Source organism: Parapedobacter composti (genome assembly GCF_900112315.1).
Lineage (GTDB): Bacteria > Bacteroidota > Bacteroidia > Sphingobacteriales > Sphingobacteriaceae > Parapedobacter > Parapedobacter composti.
The window spans coordinates 72,258-90,973 of sequence record NZ_FOLL01000010.1 but is presented as its reverse complement, the minus strand read 5'-3'; the positions used below and the strand labels follow the sequence as shown (position 1 = coordinate 90,973).

12 protein-coding genes and 1 pseudogene are annotated in these 18,716 nt (G+C 52.9%); 4 read left to right on the top strand and 9 right to left on the bottom strand.

All coding sequences use genetic code 11. The features are described from left to right. The first annotated feature begins 109 nt into the window (after positions 1 to 109). The 4 genes and pseudogenes from BM030_RS11675 to rmuC all read left to right on the top strand — a co-directional run bounded on the left by BM030_RS11675 (position 110) and on the right by rmuC (position 4,404). A complete protein-coding gene (locus BM030_RS11675; RefSeq protein WP_090973781.1) occupies positions 110 to 1,519 on the top strand; it encodes an anthranilate synthase component I family protein in 1,410 nt (469 codons plus the stop codon). Positions 1,520 to 1,529: 10 nt separating this feature from the next. Next, positions 1,530 to 2,114, top strand: a pseudogene (locus BM030_RS11670) (anthranilate synthase component II); the annotation flags it as partial. 113 nt (positions 2,115 to 2,227) lie between these two features. Next, complete coding sequence (gene trpC / locus BM030_RS11665) at positions 2,228 to 3,010, top strand: indole-3-glycerol phosphate synthase TrpC (RefSeq protein ID WP_090973779.1); 783 nt, start codon at positions 2,228 to 2,230, stop codon at positions 3,008 to 3,010. A 26-nt stretch (positions 3,011 to 3,036) separates the two neighbouring features. Further along, the gene (gene rmuC / locus BM030_RS11660) at positions 3,037 to 4,404 is read left to right on the top strand and encodes a DNA recombination protein RmuC (RefSeq protein ID WP_090973778.1); all 1,368 of its coding nucleotides are present in this window, start codon (positions 3,037 to 3,039) and stop codon (positions 4,402 to 4,404) included. Positions 4,405 to 4,505: 101 nt separating this feature from the next. Here the strand turns inward: rmuC and BM030_RS11655 are convergent, their stop codons facing one another. From BM030_RS11655 to BM030_RS11615, 9 genes are all read right to left on the bottom strand, one after another. Then, on the bottom strand, positions 4,506 to 7,199 hold the full coding sequence (locus tag BM030_RS11655) for a carboxypeptidase-like regulatory domain-containing protein (RefSeq protein WP_090973777.1): 2,694 nt from the start codon (positions 7,197 to 7,199) through the stop codon (positions 4,506 to 4,508). Further along, complete coding sequence (locus BM030_RS11650) at positions 7,196 to 8,101, bottom strand: GLPGLI family protein (protein ID WP_090973776.1); 906 nt, start codon at positions 8,099 to 8,101, stop codon at positions 7,196 to 7,198. The genes BM030_RS11655 and BM030_RS11650 overlap by 4 nt, the downstream gene beginning before the upstream one ends. A 191-nt stretch (positions 8,102 to 8,292) precedes the next feature. Continuing rightward, positions 8,293 to 11,385, bottom strand: coding sequence for an efflux RND transporter permease subunit (locus tag BM030_RS11645; protein WP_090973775.1), 3,093 nt, complete (start codon positions 11,383 to 11,385; stop codon positions 8,293 to 8,295). A gap of 78 nt (positions 11,386 to 11,463) precedes the next feature. Next, positions 11,464 to 12,546, bottom strand: a complete 1,083-nt coding sequence (locus BM030_RS11640) for an efflux RND transporter periplasmic adaptor subunit (protein ID WP_090973774.1) — start codon at positions 12,544 to 12,546, stop codon at positions 11,464 to 11,466. A gap of 12 nt (positions 12,547 to 12,558) precedes the next feature. After that, complete coding sequence (locus tag BM030_RS11635) at positions 12,559 to 13,851, bottom strand: TolC family protein (RefSeq protein WP_090973773.1); 1,293 nt, start codon at positions 13,849 to 13,851, stop codon at positions 12,559 to 12,561. After that, on the bottom strand, positions 13,848 to 14,075 hold the full coding sequence (locus BM030_RS11630; protein ID WP_244518891.1) for a Sec-independent protein translocase subunit TatA/TatB: 228 nt from the start codon (positions 14,073 to 14,075) through the stop codon (positions 13,848 to 13,850). The genes BM030_RS11635 and BM030_RS11630 overlap by 4 nt, the downstream gene beginning before the upstream one ends. Before the next feature lie 51 nt (positions 14,076 to 14,126). Continuing rightward, positions 14,127 to 15,485 (bottom strand): sensor histidine kinase, encoded by a 1,359-nt coding sequence (locus BM030_RS11625; protein ID WP_090973772.1) that lies wholly within the window; start codon positions 15,483 to 15,485, stop codon positions 14,127 to 14,129. An 11-nt stretch (positions 15,486 to 15,496) separates the two neighbouring features. Beyond that, positions 15,497 to 16,177 (bottom strand): response regulator transcription factor, encoded by a 681-nt coding sequence (locus tag BM030_RS11620; RefSeq protein ID WP_090973771.1) that lies wholly within the window; start codon positions 16,175 to 16,177, stop codon positions 15,497 to 15,499. 117 nt (positions 16,178 to 16,294) lie between these two features. Continuing rightward, on the bottom strand, positions 16,295 to 18,697 hold the full coding sequence (locus tag BM030_RS11615) for a glycoside hydrolase family 3 N-terminal domain-containing protein (RefSeq protein ID WP_211657589.1): 2,403 nt from the start codon (positions 18,695 to 18,697) through the stop codon (positions 16,295 to 16,297). Positions 18,698 to 18,716: the final 19 nt, after the last annotated feature.

Genomic DNA, 18,716 nt, shown 5'->3' with positions numbered 1-18,716 from the left:
CGGGTCTGTAGGAGCAATAACGTATTCCTAATCAACCAAAGCTTGGAATATTTGGCCCGACTTTCCCACAAGATCGTCGGGCTTTTTTATGATGTTTAGTTAAGAAAAAATGACATATCGATTTAAAACTACCTACAAGCACCTATTGGCAGATACCACTACGCCGGTGAGTATTTACCTGCGGCTCCGGGATGTATTCCCAAATAGTTTGCTGCTGGAAAGCTCCGATTATCACAGCCGTGAAAACAACATGAGCTATATCTGCTGTGAGCCGATTGCAGGCATCAAGCTGGATGATGACTTCTTGGATATCCGGTACCCCGATGGTAAGACCGAGCGGAAATCTGCTTCTGAAATCGACCTCCGTGAAGAAGTGTCCCGGTTCAGGAGTGCGTTTACGCAAATGGACGGCACGGAGTTTACATTTATTTCCAATGGATTGTTCGGTTTTTTTACGTTTGATACCGTAGCCCACTTTGAAGATATTACCCTCCGGAGTCCAAAAGATCCGGCCCGTGATATTCCTTGCCTTCAATACCATGTGTACCGATATGTCATAGCGATTGATCACTTCCGCAACCAGTTGTATATTTTCGAGCATCAACTTGAAGGAGAAGAACGGCCCGCCGGATTGGAAAAAATCCAACACCTTATCCAAAACAAGAACTTTCCCGAATACAGTTTTTCGCTTAACGGAGATGAAACCTCCAATATGACCGATGAGGGCTTCAAAGCGCTCGTAGAGCAAATGAAAGCCCACATCTATCGGGGTGATGTCTTTCAGATTGTGCCGTCACGCGGTTTTTCCCGGCCTTTCCTGGGAGATGAGTTCAACGTATACCGGAGCTTGCGTTCCATCAATCCGTCTCCTTACTTGTTTTATTTTGACTATGGCGATTTTAAGCTGTTCGGGTCATCTCCGGAGGCGCAGTTGACCATCCGCAACCGGGAAGCAACCATTTACCCGATCGCAGGAACGTTCAAGCGAACCGGCAATGCTGAGCAAGATGAGCAGTTAGCCGCTGCCCTGAAGGAAGATCCTAAGGAAAGTGCTGAACATGTGATGTTGGTCGACTTAGCCCGCAACGATCTCAGCCGTCACTGCGAAGGCGTGCATGTCAAGTCATACAAAGAAACCCAATATTACTCGCATATCATCCATTTGGTTTCCAAAGTGTGCGGCACGCTCAAAGAAGGGGTCAACTCCTTTGACGTGGTGGGCGATACCTTTCCCGCAGGTACACTCAGCGGCGCGCCCAAGCACATGGCCATGCAACTGATAGACCGCTACGAAAACCAGCAACGCAGCTTCTACAGTGGGGCCATCGGATATATGGGGTTTAATGGCGACTTCAACCATGCCATCATGATACGGTCGTTCCTCAGCCGGTACAATACGCTGCACTATCAGGCAGGGGCAGGTATCGTCGCTGATTCAGACCCCGAAAAAGAACTTCAGGAAGTAAACAATAAAATTGCGGCATTGCGCAAAGCCCTTGAGTTGGCGCAGGATATATAGACATACGAAGATGAGCAGTTTGCAACAACGATTACCTAATATCTTGGTAATAGACAATTACGATTCCTTTACTTTCAACTTAGTCCACCTGTTATATGAATGTGGGCATAACGCAACCGTCTGGCGCAACGATAAGTTCGTGCTGGAAGACGTTGCCGCTTTTGACAAGATTCTGTTGTCTCCCGGCCCGGGTATTCCGGAAGAGGCAGGCCTGCTGTTGGATGTTATCCGGGAATACGGGCCGTCCAAGAGTATTCTTGGCATCTGCTTAGGTCAGCAGGCTATCGCCGAAGTGTACGGGGGCTCGCTATATAACCTCCGTAAACCTGTGCATGGAACGGCTACCCCGTTGGTTATTACGGATACGGATGAATTACTTTTCCATGGGCTTCCATCTTCATTTTCCGTGGGCCGCTATCATTCCTGGGCTGTCTCACGGGAAAACCTGCCGGATACGCTGCAGGTTACGGCTGTAGACGAGCATGGGGTCATTATGGCGCTTTCGCATAAAGAGCTGGACGTGAAGGGGCTGCAGTTTCATCCCGAATCTGTGCTTACCCAATACGGAAAGGAGATGATTGCCAATTGGCTATCCACTCCCCAGCACCCAACCCCCATCCCCGAACACCGGCCCCCGATCACCGATCACCCATCCCCGGTCACCGACCACCCAACCCCAATCGCCAACCACCAATCACCCACCACGCCATGACCATTCTGGATACCATCGTTGCAAAAAAAATACAGGAAGTCGCCGAGTCCAAGGCTGCGGTGCCTGCGCCGGTATTGGAACAAATGCCGTTGTTCGGCAGGGATTGCCTTTCTTTGCGCCATTCGGTTGCTGATAGCACTAAAAATGGTATCATCGCTGAGTTCAAACGGGCTTCTCCTTCCAAGGGTGTCATTAACGATCATTCCACAGTAGCACAGGTCGTAACCGCCTACCAGCAAGCGGGTGTTTCGGCGGTCTCCGTGCTCACAGACAGCCACTTCTTCAAGGGCGGACTGGATGATTTGGTGGCTGCACGTGCCGCCTTGAACATCCCTTTGTTGCGTAAAGATTTTACCATTGATGCCTACCAAATCACGGAAGCGAAGGCTTACGGGGCGGATATTATCCTGCTGATAGCAGCCATCCTCAGTCCTGCCCAAATCCGGCAGCTTTCTGAGCATGCCCATGCCCTCGGCTTAAGCGTATTGCTTGAAGTGCATAATCGTGAAGAGCTGGAGCGAAGCATGGTTGATACCGTAGATGCCGTGGGGGTCAATAACCGTAATCTCCATGATTTTTCCGTGTCGTTGAGGCATTCCCTGGAACTGGTCGATTGTATTCCCAATCGGTTCATCAAAGTGTCTGAGAGCGGCATCAGTGATCCCGTTACCATCCGCCAACTGCGCGAGGCGGGATTCAATGCGTTCCTCATCGGCGAAAATTTCATGAAAACGGACAACCCAGCGTTGGCCATCGGGGAGTTTGTGAAGGGATTGTAAGCCGATTTGGTTACCTTTGCATAACCATGGAAATATATTTGATCGGCTTTGCCCTCGTTATCCTGATTATAGCGGTTGTCCTGTTTATTAGCAGACCCAAACAAGCGGCGGAGCATGGCGCCGAGTTGGAGACACTGCGTAAGGAACGCGAAGTGCTGTCCATTCAGCTGGCTCGCGCCGAACAGCAGGTAGAGAATCTTCAAGCCGAAAAGGAGCGCATCACCGCCCTGCTGCGTGAAGAGCAGCAGCGCCTGCTCGGCGAGTTACAACAAGCGCGTGAACAATGGGCAGCGGCCGAACGGTCGTTGGAAAGTGCGCGCGCCTACTATAAGTCACAACAAGAGAAGCTGCAAGAGCAAAAAGCGGAAATCGAAACCATTAAGCAGCAGTTCAATACGGAGTTTCAGGTAATCGCCAACAAGATCCTCGATGAGAAAACGCAGAAATTTACCGAAACCAACACCCGCTCGCTCGACCAAATCCTCAGTCCGCTCAAAGACAAGATCAAGACGTTTGAAGAAAAGGTAGAAAAAACATATCAAACCGAAGCTGCGGAGCGTAACACCCTGAAAGGGGTCGTCGAGCAACTGATGGAACAAAGCTTACGCATTAAAGACGAAGCCAACAGCCTTACCCGTGCATTGCGGGGCGATAGCAAGAAGCAGGGCAATTGGGGCGAGGTTATCCTGGAGCGTGTGCTGGAACGCTCCGGCTTGGTCAAAGACCAAGAGTACCGGTTGCAGGCATCCATGGTTGATGAAGAGGGCCGGCGCCTGCAGCCCGATGCTGTTATCCACCTGCCCGATGAGAAGCATCTGGTAGTCGATTCCAAGGTGTCGCTGATAGCCTATGAGCAGTGGGTCAACGCCGATACCGACGAAGACCGTGAGCGTTTTGCCAAGCTGCATATCCAGTCGGTAGAGAATCATGTAAAGAGCCTTTCGGCCAAAAATTACCACGACCTTTACCAAATCAACTCACCTGACTTTGTGTTGCTGTTCATGCCCATTGAATCGGCCTTCAGCATGTCCATCACCTACAAGGCCGACCTGTTCAGCGATGCTTGGGACCGCCGGGTGGTCATCGTCAGCCCCTCCACCTTACTGGCCACGCTACGTACCATCGCCAGCATGTGGAAACAAGAAAGGCAGACGCGCAACGTGATGGAAATTGCAAAAGAAGCAGGGGCGCTTTATGACAAATTTGTTGGCTTCCTGCAAGACATGGAGAAGGTCGGCAGGCAATTGGATGGTGCTGTGCGGGCACATGAAGAAGCTACCAAGAAACTCGGCACTGGCCCCGGCAATGTCATCAGGAAGGTTGAAAAGCTGAAAAAGCTGGGAGCGAGAGCCAGTAAACAGATCGACGGTGGCTTGTTGGATAACGATGAGTGAAGACCTGGCCTAAGAGTCCGGCAACGGTGCGCCGATAGGGTGTTCGCTGTAGCAGGGCCCATCCGGCAATAGGTTACCGACATAGTCCGACAGCCATTCTGTTATAGATTGAACACGCATTTCAATACCGCCATCCTGCCGCGTAGCTGATAGTGGCTGTATCCCAGCCTATTGGCCGATAGTGAATAGGTTTCATAAGAAGTAATGTCAGCCAGGTTGGTCAGGTTCAGCTCAATGTCGGTACGCCATTTGGCAAGGGTATAGCGGATATTCGCGTCGGCGAAGAAATAGGAGATGTCATTGAGCTGCGCCTGACTGGTATATTGGTGGCGGCCGTTGACGCGGAGAAACGTGCGCTTAAGCGGGGAATAGGAAAGCCCGATGCTTTGGTCGAACCGCCTGATCTGCCGGTCAGGCACATGAGCGGAAGCTTCTTCCAGTACCAGCCGGCTGGTTGTCCATGTGCCCGTGCCGTTGTAGTTAAAGCTGATCTTATCGAAGAGGCGGACTTCAAAGGCCGGATTTACCGTCAGCGAGCGGTTATTGAAAGGGAGCGTTTCACCGTTGAGCAACTGGTTGAAGCGGCTGGTGCTCCAGGAGGCACTCAGGCTGGCTGTCGCCCCGAGGGCAAAGATAAACCTGCTCACACCTGCGTTGAGGTTGACACTGCTCACGTCGTTATTGATTGGTAGGAGCACCGTACGGGCGATGTTGTCCGTGACGACGCTTGCGGCGATGGTATTGGCAGTCGACCGGGTATAGGTGACGCCCGCGTTCATGAAAAGCATGCTGATGGCACGTTGAAAATGGTACCGAAGCCCTATATTATGGCTGTCGCGCTCCTGCAAGCCGGCGTCATTCGCCTCAATGCTGCGGTAATTGGTCAATACCGCACCACGGAATACCCCGTTGATATTGCCCATCTGGTTGGTGTAACGATAGTCAAGCGAAAGATAGTCTTCCCGGGTCGTCATGCGTTTCAAACGCATCGACGGATTGAACAGCAGACGGCTTTTCGATTCGTCCAGGGCAAACGCATCGTCGTGATAGGCGATGCGCAGCACGGCGAGCGGAAGCGTTGCGGTGGCTTCCCACGGTCCCTGCTTGTATTCATATGTGCCGTCTACAAAGAACTGATGCCGCTGCCAGTGCAGGTTATTGTCGTCACTGCGGGCATACGGTGTCTCCCGGCCGTCCGTTTGGGTGAGGCGCAGGGCCGAATGCAGCCGTTGCCATTCGTTGATCACGCCGGTCCGGTAGCGCTGGCGGATCAACCCCTTGGTGAGCCGGTAGGCGGCCGATGCCCGGCTGAACCAGGTGGGGGTTTCACCGAACTGGCGGATGCCGGCCAACGGCATACCCGCGTTCAGCACTTCTTCGTTGATGCCGGGTGTAATGATAAGCGTCTGGGGCTGATTGAAGTGGTTGACATACCAATACAGGTTGATCACGTTGCCGTTTTTCAGCGCCGGCGTGTATTCCAGCGTGTTGGAAAAGTCGCACAAACGGTTGTGCAGGCCCTGGCGCATGTCCATGTCGTTGCTCAGTAAGGCAGACGAACCCCTATCGCCTGAATAGTTCAGCTTGAATACGTTGCTGAAATAATGCTCTTCTTCATTGGCCATGGCGGTGAGGCTAACACCGGTGAGAAAGGGATCGCGGCCAATGTCCTGCCATTCGCTGTAGCGAATGGTATCATTGCCGAGGTAGAGTTCGCTCCAGCTGTTGTAAGCCATGTCGTTGCCATCCAGAAGGCCGTTGATGTTTGCCTTCAGCTGAAGCCCATTTTTCAGGTTCACGAGATTGTTGAGGTTGAGCGACCCGGAGTTATTGAAGTAATAACGCTGCTTGGGCAGTGGCGGGCTACCCGCGGTGCCCGATGAGAGCAGCGCCTGCGGACGGGAGTTGCCGGCGCCTGTCAGCATATCGGACAGGCCGAATGCCGTGAAATCGGACGCAAGGTCTTCGCCCACGTTGTTGCCCTTGGCCACGTTGAGCATCTTATATTTCTTGTTGAAGAGGATGGAATTCAGCTCGCTGTCATATTGGTGGGGCAGGCCGGCGCCTGCTTTGACCTGCCCGGTGAGTTTGAGACGAGCTTCATCCTTGATGACGAGGTTGAGCGCCACGCGGTCGCTGAGGGCTTTGTTTTTGAGCACTTTCAGCGGCTGGTGGTTCTGCAGCACCTCCAGCTTCTGCACCATGGCGTGGGGGATGGTTTTCGTGCCGATGGCATATTTGTCGTCGAGCAGGTCGTCGCCGTCGATGTACAAGTTCGAGATGTTCTGCCCGTTGTATTTGATCTGTCCGCTTTCACTCACCTCCATGCCCGGCATACGCTTCAGTACATCCCCGATGCTGCGGTCTTCTGCCTTGGCAAAGGAGCCCACGTCATAGCGGAGTGTGTCGCCACGCGTATCGATGCGGGGGCGGCTTTTTACGTTCACCTCTGAGAGGTCGATGGGTTTTTCCTCAAGGGTGATGTCATAGCGGCTGCGTTCGCGCAAAATCGGCAGGTTTACGCCCGCGTAGCCGAGGTGATTAACCAGCAGGCGGAGGCTGTCTAAGGGCGCTTCGGCAGGCAGGACAATGCTGAAATTGCCGCTCGCATCACTGGTTTTAAAGGCCACAATGCGGTCCTGCGGATTGCGCACGGTCACACTGGCATGGGGTACCGGTTTACCGTCGGCGGTTTTCAGCGAACCTTGAATGGTTTGCTGTTGAGCCAGCACGCCCGCACCCGGGCAGAGCAGGAATAAGGTAAAAAGAAGTCCGGCGGGTTTAAGAAATATCAACGGTTATCTTCCAGTTCAAGGGGATTATTCTCCACGGGAGATATCTGTGTATTGTCCTTTTTCACATTGACGCTTTTGATGCGCGAAGGGTCGATAGAAGTCATCGGGTTTCCGCCGCTTGCGCCCACGCGCACCGTGAGAGGTCCGCCGCCTCCCCCGGCCGTTGCTGTGCCTTGCGATCGGGCGCTATGCGCTGCCTGAGGGTTTTTTCTATACGCTTCCACCAGCTTGTCCAGCGCTTTTTGCGTGGTCGGGATGGCATTGTCGGGAAGCAATACCGCGGCTTCGCTTTCCTCAAGGGTCTCGAAACCCGCGTAGCGGAAAACTACCTCTTGCCGGCTGTCCGTGGCTTCGAGTATTAGGCCCGGAAGTCCCTGCAGTTTCCAGGGACCGGCCTGAAAAGGCACTTCCGTGGTAAACCATGCCGTGTACTCGCGGCCTTTAAATCGGCCGGTGGCTTTCTGTGCCGTATAGCCGCCAATCTCCTTGGTCTCATCGGCTACGTGCCAGTCAATGGCCGGATAATCTTCGTCCACCAAATACGTTTCCCCTGCCACACGGGATAGCTGCTTGAATGCCTGTGTTCCCGGCTTCGCGTAGTATGACTCCTGTGTGGTGCGGCCGCTTCCGGTGATGGTGAGGTTGCCGTCGAACGAAGGGTCTTCCAGTTGCTTTTGGATTTGCTGGTTGATCTGTTCGCCCGTATTGGAACCGTAGAGCGAAGCATGCTGCCCTATGTAAAGCACCATTTCCTCTTTATGCGGCTTGTCGGGTTGCAGGGTGTCGTTGATGTGTGTGAATTCATAAAGCACGCGGGCCAGAGCGGGGTCACTTTGCTGCGCATACAGGGCTGATGTAAGCGAAATAGCGAGTATTAAAATGATTAAGTGTTTCCTTTTCATAGAATCCGAATTTTTAATAGTTCTACGAAAATATAGTAATTAGGGCAACGGACCAAATTTATTTACGAAAATTTCGTAAATAACTTGCGGTGACTATTGGCTTCCAGAAGTTCCCGGGTGTATCCCATGCTTATTCGTTAGCCCTTTGTGACGCTGCCATGTGACGGAACGCTCGCTTTTGAGCGGTTTGTCTAAGCCTCCTTGTCACGCCGGTACATCCAGTAGAACAGCAGCGGAAGTACGGTAAATGACAGCACCATGCATACCAGCAGGCCCCCCACAATCATGATAGCCAACGGCTTCTGCACTTCAGAGCCCATACCGCTGGACATTGCGGCAGGGAACAACCCCATAGAACCCATTAACGCAATCATCACTACGGGCCTAATCCGGCTGTAAACCCCTTTGCGGATAGCCTCGGTTAAAGGAATTTTCCGTAGCAGGTTTTGACGCATCACGCCAATTAACACAATACCGTCAATGGTGGCCACTCCAAACAGGATGATGAACCCGATACCTGCGGAGATGCTGAAGTTGGTTCCGGTCACCCAAAGGGACAAGAACCCCCCGATAAACGCAAATACCATCGTCACAGAAGAAATGAGGGTATCTTTTACGTTGCCGAAATTCATATACAACAAAAACAAAATTAACAGGAGCGATACAGGCACAATCAGCATCAACTGGCGCGACGCCCTGTCCTTGCTCTCAAATTCACCGGCCCATTCCAGCTTAATGTTTTTCGGAAACGAGGTGTTGGCGGCTATGGCGGCTTGGGCCTCAGCAATGGTACTGCCCAAATCGCGGCCTTCAACGCTGAAGCCCACGCCGATATAACGGCTGTTCCCTTCCCGGTAGATGAAAGCTGGGCCAGTATGGTAGCCTATGGTCGAGATTTCCTTCAATGGTACGTTCTTGCCATCCATCGTCGGGATTAAGATGTTTCCGATTTTCTCTTCGTTATCGCGGTATTCCTGCTGAAAGCGTAGCCTAACATCGAAGATCCGTTCATCTTCGTAAAACTGTGTGGCCGCCTGCCCGCCAATGGCCATTGCTACCACGGCCTGCACATCGGCCGTATTGACAGCGTAGCGCGCCATTTTGTGATCGTGCAGCTGGATGCGCAGTTCCGGTAGGCCGATGTTTTTGAAAACATTAAGGTCTTCAACGCCCCGCACGCCCTGCAGCACATCCGCTACCTGCGCCGCATAGCTTTCCAGTTCATATAAGTCATCGCCGAAAATTTTAACCACCAGCGAACTTTTCACGCCAGCCACATATTCCTCAACGTTGTCTTGAATGGGTTGGCTGAAACCGAAGTTGATACCGGGGTACTGTTCCAGCTGTTCCCGCATTTCGCTTAAAAGTTCATCCTTTTTGATGTTCCGTTTCCACGTCTTTTCAGGATGCAGTTGGATGTGGAATTCGATGTTGAAGAAGCCCGTCGGATCGGTGCCGTCATTGGGGCGGCCCACTTGATTCATTACAAATTTTACCTCCTCAAACTCACGCAGCTTTTGTCGCATGTCTTTCGCCAGCCGCACCGATTCGTCCAGGTTAACGCTGTTTGGCAGCGTGGCGCGCACATAGATAGCGCCTTCGTTCAGCTTTGGCAGAAACTCACTCCCGTGGTAATGGAAGCCAATGGCGCACGCTGCGAACAGGGCTACGAACATGGTAAACGTTGCCCGTTTATGCGCAAAACTGAACGTAAACAGTCGGTATAGGTTGTCGCGGAAAAAGCGCGAAACGATGCTTTCACGTTCCACGATATTTTTGTTTAGCAAAACCTTGCACATGGCCGGCACATAAGTGAGGCTCAGAATCAACGATCCCAGCAGTGCATAACCCAGCGTAAAGGCTAATGGAGCAAACATTTTGCCTTCTACCTTCTGAAACGAGAAAATCGGCATCAAGGCTACGATGAGGATGATCAGGGCAAAGAAAATATAGGTTGCCACGCTGCCCGCGCTGCGCTTGATCAACCCCAGCTTACTCATCCTGTTAAACCGTTCCATTCCCACTTGGTGGGCTTTTTTCTCCAGCGATACGAACACCTGCTCCACGATAACCAGCGTGCCCTCCAATAACAGTCCGAAGTCAAGCGAACCCATGGAGATCAGATTGGCCGGCAGCCCCTGGATACGCAGCATCACAATGGCAAACAGAAAAGCCAACGGAATCACTGAAGCAACGATTACCGTGGTCCGCCAGTTATACAGGAAAATAAACACGATGAGCGACACCAGCAGTATGCCTTCCACCAGGTTCTTCGCCACCGTGTTCACCGTCGTGTTTACCAGTTCCGTACGGTCGATAAAGGGCTCGATGTTCACATTAACCGGTAGAATGCGGTCGTTCAGCTCAGCAATCTTGTCTTTAAGGCGTTCAATCACCTCACCTGGATTTTCGCCACGTAACATGATAACGATTCCCTGTACAACGTCGTCGTCGTCCTGTAATCCCACCTGTCCTAATCTCGGTTTGCTTGAAACCTGCACTTCTGCAACATGTTTAACCAGAATGGGCGTGCTGCCTTTTACCGTAATCAGGATGTTTTCAATATCTTCCAGCTTATCGAGCAAACCAATGCCGCGCACCACATACGCCTGATCGCCCCGCTGGATGACATCGCCGCCTACGTTAATGTTGCTGCTGCTTACGGCTTCATATACATCGAGTGGCGAGAGATCATAGTTCACCAGGTCTGTTGGGTTTATTTTAATCTCGTAAATTTTCTCCTCTCCCCCAAAACTCACCACGTCGGCCACTCCCGGCACAGCAACCAGTTCCCGTTCAATGACCCAGTCGTGTATCGCAGATACTTCCCGGATAGGTAAGTCACTCTTCACCACATAGCGGAAAATTTCGCCCGTCGCGCCTGAGGGCGGTTCAATCTCGGCTTCCGCACCGTCGGGCAGCTCCACGCCTTGCAGGCGGTTCGAAGCGTATTGCTGGGCATAGAAATCGTCTACGCTGTCTTCGAAGATGATGGTCACCACTGACAGCCCGAACAGCGAGATGGAGCGAACCTCAGCTTTCCTCGGTATCGTATTTACTTCCTTTGATATGGGCAGGGTGATAAACTTTTCCACTTCCTCTGCACTGCGTCCCGGCCATTGCGTGATGATGCGTGCGCGGGTATTGGTTACATCCGGATAGGCTTCTATGGGCGTACGCAGCAGGGTATACACGCCTACACCCAACAGCAGGAAGGTCAGGAAGAAGATGACAAACGTATTTTTGAGCGAAAAAGAAACGACCCCTTGGACAAATTTGTTCATGCGAGACTAATTGATTTTGATGGCTTCATCGAACTTGCGCTTTAACCCCTTTTCAAGCGGATAACGGTGGGGCAGGCCTCATCCTTTTATCCGTTCATAGATCAATAAATGGTTGCGAGACACCACACGCTCGCCCGGGTTGATTCCTTCATTCAGGAAATACCATTGGTTGTCACGTGCGGCCAAAGAGAGCCGCCGCAGTTGCAGGTCGCAGTCGCCTCCATAAACCACGGCGAAATACTGGTTGTCGTCAAAGATTACGGCATCTGCCGGAATAGCCACGGCCGTTGTTCCGCTGCGGCGCTCCACGGTGATGTCGGCCGGCATACCCGGTTTTAACTTCCTGCCCTCGTTCGGAATCACAATCCGGGCCTTAAGCACCCGTTCTTCGCTGTCAAAAACCTGTGATAGGGCAGAGATGCGTCCTTGGAACACTTCCCCCGGGTAGCCGAGGGTCCGGATTTCCACGGTCAGCCCTTCCTCAACAAACTGCATATCCGTGGCATGCACATTCGCCATTACCCATACGTCCGCCAGTCCCGATACCGTAAAGAGGTTGTCACCGTCGTTGATGGGCATGCCGGGGTTGATGTTTTTGGCCACAATATAGCCGCTTGCCGGCGATCGCAGCTCAAAAACCCCCTGGGCCGGATTGGGGTGGAAAAGTGCCAGGTTTGAACGGATGCCGGCCAGCTCGGCCTCCAGCATTTCGATGGCCGACTGCGCCTGCACCAGCTCTATCTCCGAAGCGATGTGGTCGCTGTGTAGACCGGTCGTCCGCTCCAAATCCCGTCGGGCTGCCTTCAGCTCGGCCTCAATGCGTTTCGCATCAGCAGCCAGCAGGTTCAGCTCAGGGCTTTTCATGGTAGCCAGTACCTGGCCTTTCTTCACGTACTCACCGAGCGAGAAATGCGTCTGCACGGCTATGCCTTCCACCCAGCTAACAAACTGAACCACCTTGTCGGGGTTGTAAGAGACCTCGCCCGTCAATGCAATGTGCCGGGTTACCTCGCGTTCATACGCGGTGTCAATCACCAGTTCCCGGCGCAGGTTGTCATTCAGGCAAAAGCCATCGCGCTTCTCCTCTATCAGTTGCTCGCGCTGGCCGCAAGAAAGGGCCAGCAGAACTAAAGTCCAGCAGTATTGTTTTGTTCTATTCATCAAATTAGAGCGTTAAGGAAGTTGATCGCCTACATAGTAGCGCAGATTTTCATAGTGGATATAGCTATCCCTGTTTGTTTCAAGGATGTAGTCTTTGGTGTCCAGGTAAGCCTCCAGAAAATCCAGGTATTCCAGTAAACTCACGCGCCGTTCGGCGAAGCTATGGTGAAAACCTTCAAGGAGTTTATCCATTTCCGCCTCGTCGTCCGGACCGAACTGCTCCCGCTGGTCAATAACCATGAGTAGGCTTTTCCACGCTTGGATGGCTGCGCTGCCTACCGCTATCTTTTTCTCTTGGGCTAGCAGCCGGTGTTTTTCCACGGCGGCCTGTGCCGCCCGTATGTTTCCCTGATTACGGTTAAATAGCGGAAGATCCATAGACACCCCCACACCGATGAAGTCGCGCATGATATTGCCGCCTCTGTCATATCCGATGTTTACAGCCACATCCGGCGTCCGTTGCGCCTGCTCATAGCGCAGCTGGTGTTCCGCCTGGGTAACCTCCCAACGCAGTGCTTGCAGTTCAGCGTTATAGGCATCCGCCCATTCCAGGATAGCTACTGCCTGAAGCGTTTTTGCTATCTCCACGTTATTGCCGTAGGGTTGGCTGCCGCTGAGTACCAATTCACTTGCTGGCGCAATGCCCAGCAGCACTTTCAGTGCTTGCTGCGCCTCGCGGTTCTCCCGCCGGATGTCCGCAATCTCCTTGTTCAGTGCCGCTTCCGATGCCTTGAGGCGCATATATTCGCTTTGGCTTACGTTCCCCAAGGCCACTTGCCGCTGATATGCTTGCAGCAGCTTACGCAGCTGCGCCAACACTTGGCGGTAGGTCTGTTCACGCTGCTGCGCATAGTCCAGCTCAGCCAATTGCGATCGGAGCTCAACCTTGAGGCTCCGCAGCATGTCTTCAAACTGCTGTTCAGCAACCCGCACGCCGGCTTCCTCCGCAGCCATCAGCTTGCGCCGCTTACCGGCGGTTTGGATCACCTGCTCAATGTCTACCGCTATCTGGGCGTGGTTTCCCCACGAACCGGATAGACGGCCAAGCGCTTCAGCGCCATGATTTGACCACAGATTTACCTCATCGATAGCCAGTGTGGGGTTAGGCCATAGCTTGGCCTGTATCACCTGTGCTTTCGCCTCATCAATTTCCAATTTGGCAGCCAGCAGCCGCAGGTTGCGCTGCAGGAAAATAGTTTCTGCCTCTTCATGGGTCACGTGCACCGTATCCACCGTCGGCTGTGCCCCCGCGGCGGTCACACAGCTCAGCAACCCAATCATCCAATAAAGACACCAACCTCTCATACGTTCTGTTTCAGCTTTTCCTCATTCCCGTTATCCGACTCCGCTGTTGGAGCTTCCTCCTGCCCGCGTTTGAATTCACGCACACCGCGGCCCAGCCCGCGCATCAGTTCGGGGATTTTCTTGCCGCCGAACAACAGCAGGCAGGCCACGATGATCAGGAGTAGTTCTTGTCCGCCGATGCCAAAGACACCCAGCATGACCGATGTTGTGTAGATTATTTCCATTCCGATGCGGCAAAGGTAGCGCCGCAACATTAGAGGTACCTTAGAGCCGGGTTAAAGTTGCCTAAAGTGAAGTGTAGCTGTGGTCCCTTTACCGGGTTCAGACGCCAGTGCGAACGCCACGTCATTCTGTTTGCAGATGAGTACAGCCAACGAGAGGCCAATGCCGCTGCCTTTGGTGCTGCCCACATTACTGCCCCGGTAAAACGGTTGATGCACGCGTTGCAGTTCATCGGCAGATATGCCGTAACCGTTATCCTGTATGGTAAGCCGGAGCGAATCATTTTCATGGGCCAGATTGACAGCAACCGGATTGCCATCGGCATATTTCACCGCGTTATCCACCAGGTTATACAGCGCCATTTTCAATTGGTTGCCGTTTCCCCTTACCAGTAGCTGTTCAGGCTGCACAACGGAAACAGATACCTCCATCAGCGCCTTGGCATCCGGCCACCGGTCAATAATGGCCTCCAACACTTCCCACAGCAGTTCATCCAACCGGAAGGTGCCGCGGTCGTCCGGAGACGATCGAAGCCCCGCCAGCATCATCAGGTTGTTGAGGATGCGCTCCAGCTCGGCAACCCGGCGTAGCACCGTCTGGCTTACCTCGCGGTATTCGCCGGCCGTCCGGTCTTTCTGGCCGAACACTTCAAGGTTACCGGTAATGGCCGCCAGGGGCGTCTTAAACTCATGGGAAACGTAGTTGACAAAGTTTTTTTGGATGGTAAAGGTTTCCGAAAGCCGGGATAACAGCCCATTGAAGGTGTTGACGAGGTCGTATAATTCGTCTTTCGCCTTCGGCAGTACCAAGGCCGTATCCAGGTTATCGGCCTGTAGCTGGGTTACCTGGTGGATGACTGACGCTATGGGGCGGTAGGCAATGCGCGAAAGCCAGTAGCTAAGCAGAAAAATGATAACCAAACCGATGGCCAGCGCGGCCACCATCATCAACAGCAACCGGTTGCTTTGCGACGTAAAGAACGTATTGCTGGTGGTCACCACCACCACGAAGTCGCCTTGGTTATCCGGATAGTAAATCCCTGTACAATAATAGCCAGCAGTTTTGAACCGCACACGGCCTTCTTCACGGATGCGTTGCAGTATGGCAGGTGTTGCCTGTTCCCGCAGTTGCCCGTTGCCGTAGCGGAGGCGGTTCTCTTCGTCGTATACCTTTACGTCGGTCTGCTGCATTTCGCTTTCAAAGTCGGCGCGTATGCGGCCATGCTCCCGGGGCGACAGTTCGTCTTCTTCCAGGTAAAACATGGCTGAGAGCAATGCCGTCTTCTGGAGTTCGCTGAAAATGATGCGTTCCGACGTCACGTGGAAGCTGTAGTAGACCACCAAAGCCGCCACGGTAAACACCACCCCGAATGTGAGGGAGGCAATCAGCATCAGTCGGTTGCGGATAGACATGCGTTAACGGTTTATTGGGGTGCCTTCCACAGGTAGCCCGCCCCTTTTACCGTGTGGATAAATTTTGTTCCTTGCTTTTCGATTTTGGCCCGCAAATAAGAGATATATACGTCTACCACATTCGTGCTGTTGTCAAAGTTAATACCCCAAACAGCGTTTAACAGTTGCGTGCGAGACACCACGCGTCCGTGGTGTTCCAGCAGGTAGCACAGCAGTTTGTACTCTTTAGGCGAGAGGTCTACCTGTTCGCCGTGCACGCTTACCGTATGTTCGGCAGCATTCACCTGCAACGGGCCGCTGGTATATTGCTGGCTTTCGCCACGGTGCGCCAGGTTGGCGCGGCGCACCAGCGCGTTGATGCGCGAGAGCAGCTCTTTGAAATGGAACGGTTTCACCAGGTAGTCATCGGCGCCGCTATCCAAGGCATACACTTTGTCATCCGGGCCGTCCAACGCGCTCAGTACCAAGATGGGGGTCTGGTTGTGGCGGCGGCGGATCAATTTGGTCAGCTGCACACCGTCTATGCCGGGCAGCATGATGTCCATCAGAATAAGATCCCAGACATGTTCCTGTAGCTGCTCCCTGGCAGATTCGGCTGTTGGGGCCAGCGCCACGGCATGCCCCGCCTCTTCCAGCCCTTTTATAACGAAATCGCTGATGCGGCTGTCATCTTCTACCAGTAAGATGTTCATGCCGCCAAAGATACGGGTTCATGTTTGCAAATCGAGGGCAAGTTGGCAAAGTCTGCGTATATGTATCGTGGCGTAATGAAGGCTAACAGAAGGTGTGTTTAAACCGTTGAAAGGTGGCTAAGGCAGAAACGGGTAATAAACCACCTCATGGAGCCGGATGTCCGCGGACGAAACGCCAACCATCACTGTAAATTCGCCTGGTTCCGTCACTTCGTTCATGTCTCTGTCGATAATCGTTAAATCCTGTTCCGTCAAGACGAATGTAACAGATTTGCTTTCCCCCGGGCGAAGGTGGATACGCTGAAACTGCTTAAGCTGTTTTATCGGTTGAACCACAGCAGCCTGATGGTCGTGCAGGTATAATTGGATCACCTCGTCACCAGCTATCTCGCTTTCGTTGCTCACCTGGCAGGTTATCCGAACCGATTTTTCGCTTAACCGGCCGATGACTAAGCTGTCATAAACAAAAGTACTATAACTTTGACCATATCCAAAAGGATATAGCGGTGCTGCTTTTTCGTCTACATAATCGTGAGCAGCCGGGTGCTGCTGGTTGTAATATACGGGAAGCTGTCCCACATGGCGGGGTATCGAGATGGGTAACCGGCCGGAAGGATTGTAGTCGCCGAACAATACATCTGCGATAGCACTGCCGCCTTGTTCGCCAGGATACCACGCTGTGAGTAATGCACCGGCATTTGCTGCAGCCCAATTCATGTTCAACGGACGCCCTTGGATGTATAATACCACGGTAGGGGTACCCGTCTTCACTACCGCTTGGAGCAATTCCAGCTGCTTGCCTAAAGGTTCCAGTGTAGCGCGATCAAAGCCTTCACCATTTTCAATATCATTTACGGCTGTATGCTTGGTAGATGCGGCGCCAGTTTCCAGATATTCGGTTTTAAAATCGCGGGCGCTGGACCCGCCCAGCACTACGATAGCTACGTCAGCTTGACGAGCGGATGCTACGGCTTCATTGATAGTCAGGTCGGAGGTGTCTCGGATGGCACAGCCCTTAACATAGCTGACCCTGGCTTCCGGAACTTTATCCCTGATTCCTTCCAATACGGTTATGATATGGCTCTCGTCTTGCGGTGCGGTGTAGTCTCCCAACTGATTGTATGGTGTATGGGCGTTTGGGCCGATTACCGATATGCGATTCAGCTGCTTGCTGAGGGGGAGGATATTGTTTTTGTTTTCCAGTAAGACCACTGATTGGCGTGCAGCTTCACGGGCGAGCGCCACATGTGTATCATTGCGTACAGTGTGGGCCGCTTGTTCAGGATCGACGTAGGGGTTTTCAAACAACCCCATCGCAAATTTCAGGCGCAACACGCGGCTTACGGCCGTATCGATAGCTGCGGCCAATGCTCCGCCCGCTTCCAGCGAACGGAGCAGGGTTTGGTAAGCGTTACTTCCCAGGTCTACGTCTACGCCGGCATTTAGGGCTTTAACTGCACTTTCTTTCAGGTCTTTAGTAATACGGTGCGAATCTGCGAGGCCGTCAATGCTAAACAGATCGGAAACCACAAATCCCTTGAACCCCCATTCATCGCGCAGGATGTCTTTCAACAACAATGAGTTGGCAGTACAAGGTATGCCATCAATGGAGTTATAGCTGGTCATTACTGACAACGCACCAGCGTCTATTGCAGCTTTAAAAGGGGGCAAGAAAGCCTCTCGGAGGGAGCGTTCGCCAATTAACGCGGGTCGCCCGTTGTGGGCCCCTTCTGGTACGCCATAGGCCGCAAAATGTTTCAATGTGGTTATCACTGCGCCTGCCTTATCAAGCTTCCCGGCTCCGGTGCCGCGCACAAAGGCCGCACCCATCGCAGCACTTAACACGGGGTCTTCACCAAAACCTTCTTCTACGCGTGACCAGCGGGGGTCTCGGGCCAGATCCAATACGGGGCCATAACCAATATGGCCGCCCTGCAATCGTACCTCTTTGGCTGCAGCCGCTGCCACTTTTTCTACCAAAGCCGGATTCCATGTTGCGGCTAGGCCAATGCCCGTAGGGAATACCGTGGTGCCGATGGCCATATGACCATGAGGCATCTCTTCTGCAATAAATAGTGGTATGCCCAGTCGGCTATGGGTCATTACATAACGTTGCATGGCATTGCCCGCTTCGGCGGCCATCCGTGGGTTCAACCCGGTTTCGAGTGTCTTTTTCGTCCATGGATCGGCGCGGTATACAGCCCAGAACATCCCGATGTGCCGGTGGTCGATCAGCGTCTTGAACGTGTCAGATACCGTAACGGTTGTCCCTTGCTTGTCATACATCTCCCACCCCATAGGGCACAGCAGTTGGCCAACTTTTTCAGCCGGTGTCATCCGCTTCAACAGATCTTTTACACGCGTTGGTATAGTTTGTTGGGAGTCACGATAGGCTGGGAGGGCCGTTCCTTGGGCATAAGCATGGCTCATAAAGGCCATAAGGTAACCGACAAAGGACACCATCAACAGTAACGGGATGATGGATCGGTTCGGAAGGAACTGAAAGGGGTTGTGTAGCATGGGATGAATTGTTTCGGCG

Excerpts from the sequence above, each read along its gene's own strand:
- BM030_RS11675 (WP_090973781.1), top strand. The coding sequence starts at position 110 with ATGACATATCGATTTAAAACTACCTACAAGCACCTATTGGCAGATACC.
- trpC (WP_090973779.1), top strand. The coding sequence starts at position 2,228 with ATGACCATTCTGGATACCATCGTTGCAAAAAAAATACAGGAAGTCGCC.
- rmuC (WP_090973778.1), top strand. The coding sequence starts at position 3,037 with ATGGAAATATATTTGATCGGCTTTGCCCTCGTTATCCTGATTATAGCG.
- BM030_RS11650 (WP_090973776.1), bottom strand. The coding sequence starts at position 8,101 with ATGAAAAGGAAACACTTAATCATTTTAATACTCGCTATTTCGCTTACA.
- BM030_RS11645 (WP_090973775.1), bottom strand. The coding sequence starts at position 11,385 with ATGAACAAATTTGTCCAAGGGGTCGTTTCTTTTTCGCTCAAAAATACG.
- BM030_RS11640 (WP_090973774.1), bottom strand. The coding sequence starts at position 12,546 with ATGAATAGAACAAAACAATACTGCTGGACTTTAGTTCTGCTGGCCCTT.
- BM030_RS11635 (WP_090973773.1), bottom strand. The coding sequence starts at position 13,851 with ATGAGAGGTTGGTGTCTTTATTGGATGATTGGGTTGCTGAGCTGTGTG.
- BM030_RS11630 (WP_244518891.1), bottom strand. The coding sequence starts at position 14,075 with ATGGAAATAATCTACACAACATCGGTCATGCTGGGTGTCTTTGGCATC.
- BM030_RS11625 (WP_090973772.1), bottom strand. The coding sequence starts at position 15,485 with ATGTCTATCCGCAACCGACTGATGCTGATTGCCTCCCTCACATTCGGG.
- BM030_RS11620 (WP_090973771.1), bottom strand. The coding sequence starts at position 16,177 with ATGAACATCTTACTGGTAGAAGATGACAGCCGCATCAGCGATTTCGTT.
- BM030_RS11615 (WP_211657589.1), bottom strand. The coding sequence starts at position 18,697 with ATGCTACACAACCCCTTTCAGTTCCTTCCGAACCGATCCATCATCCCG.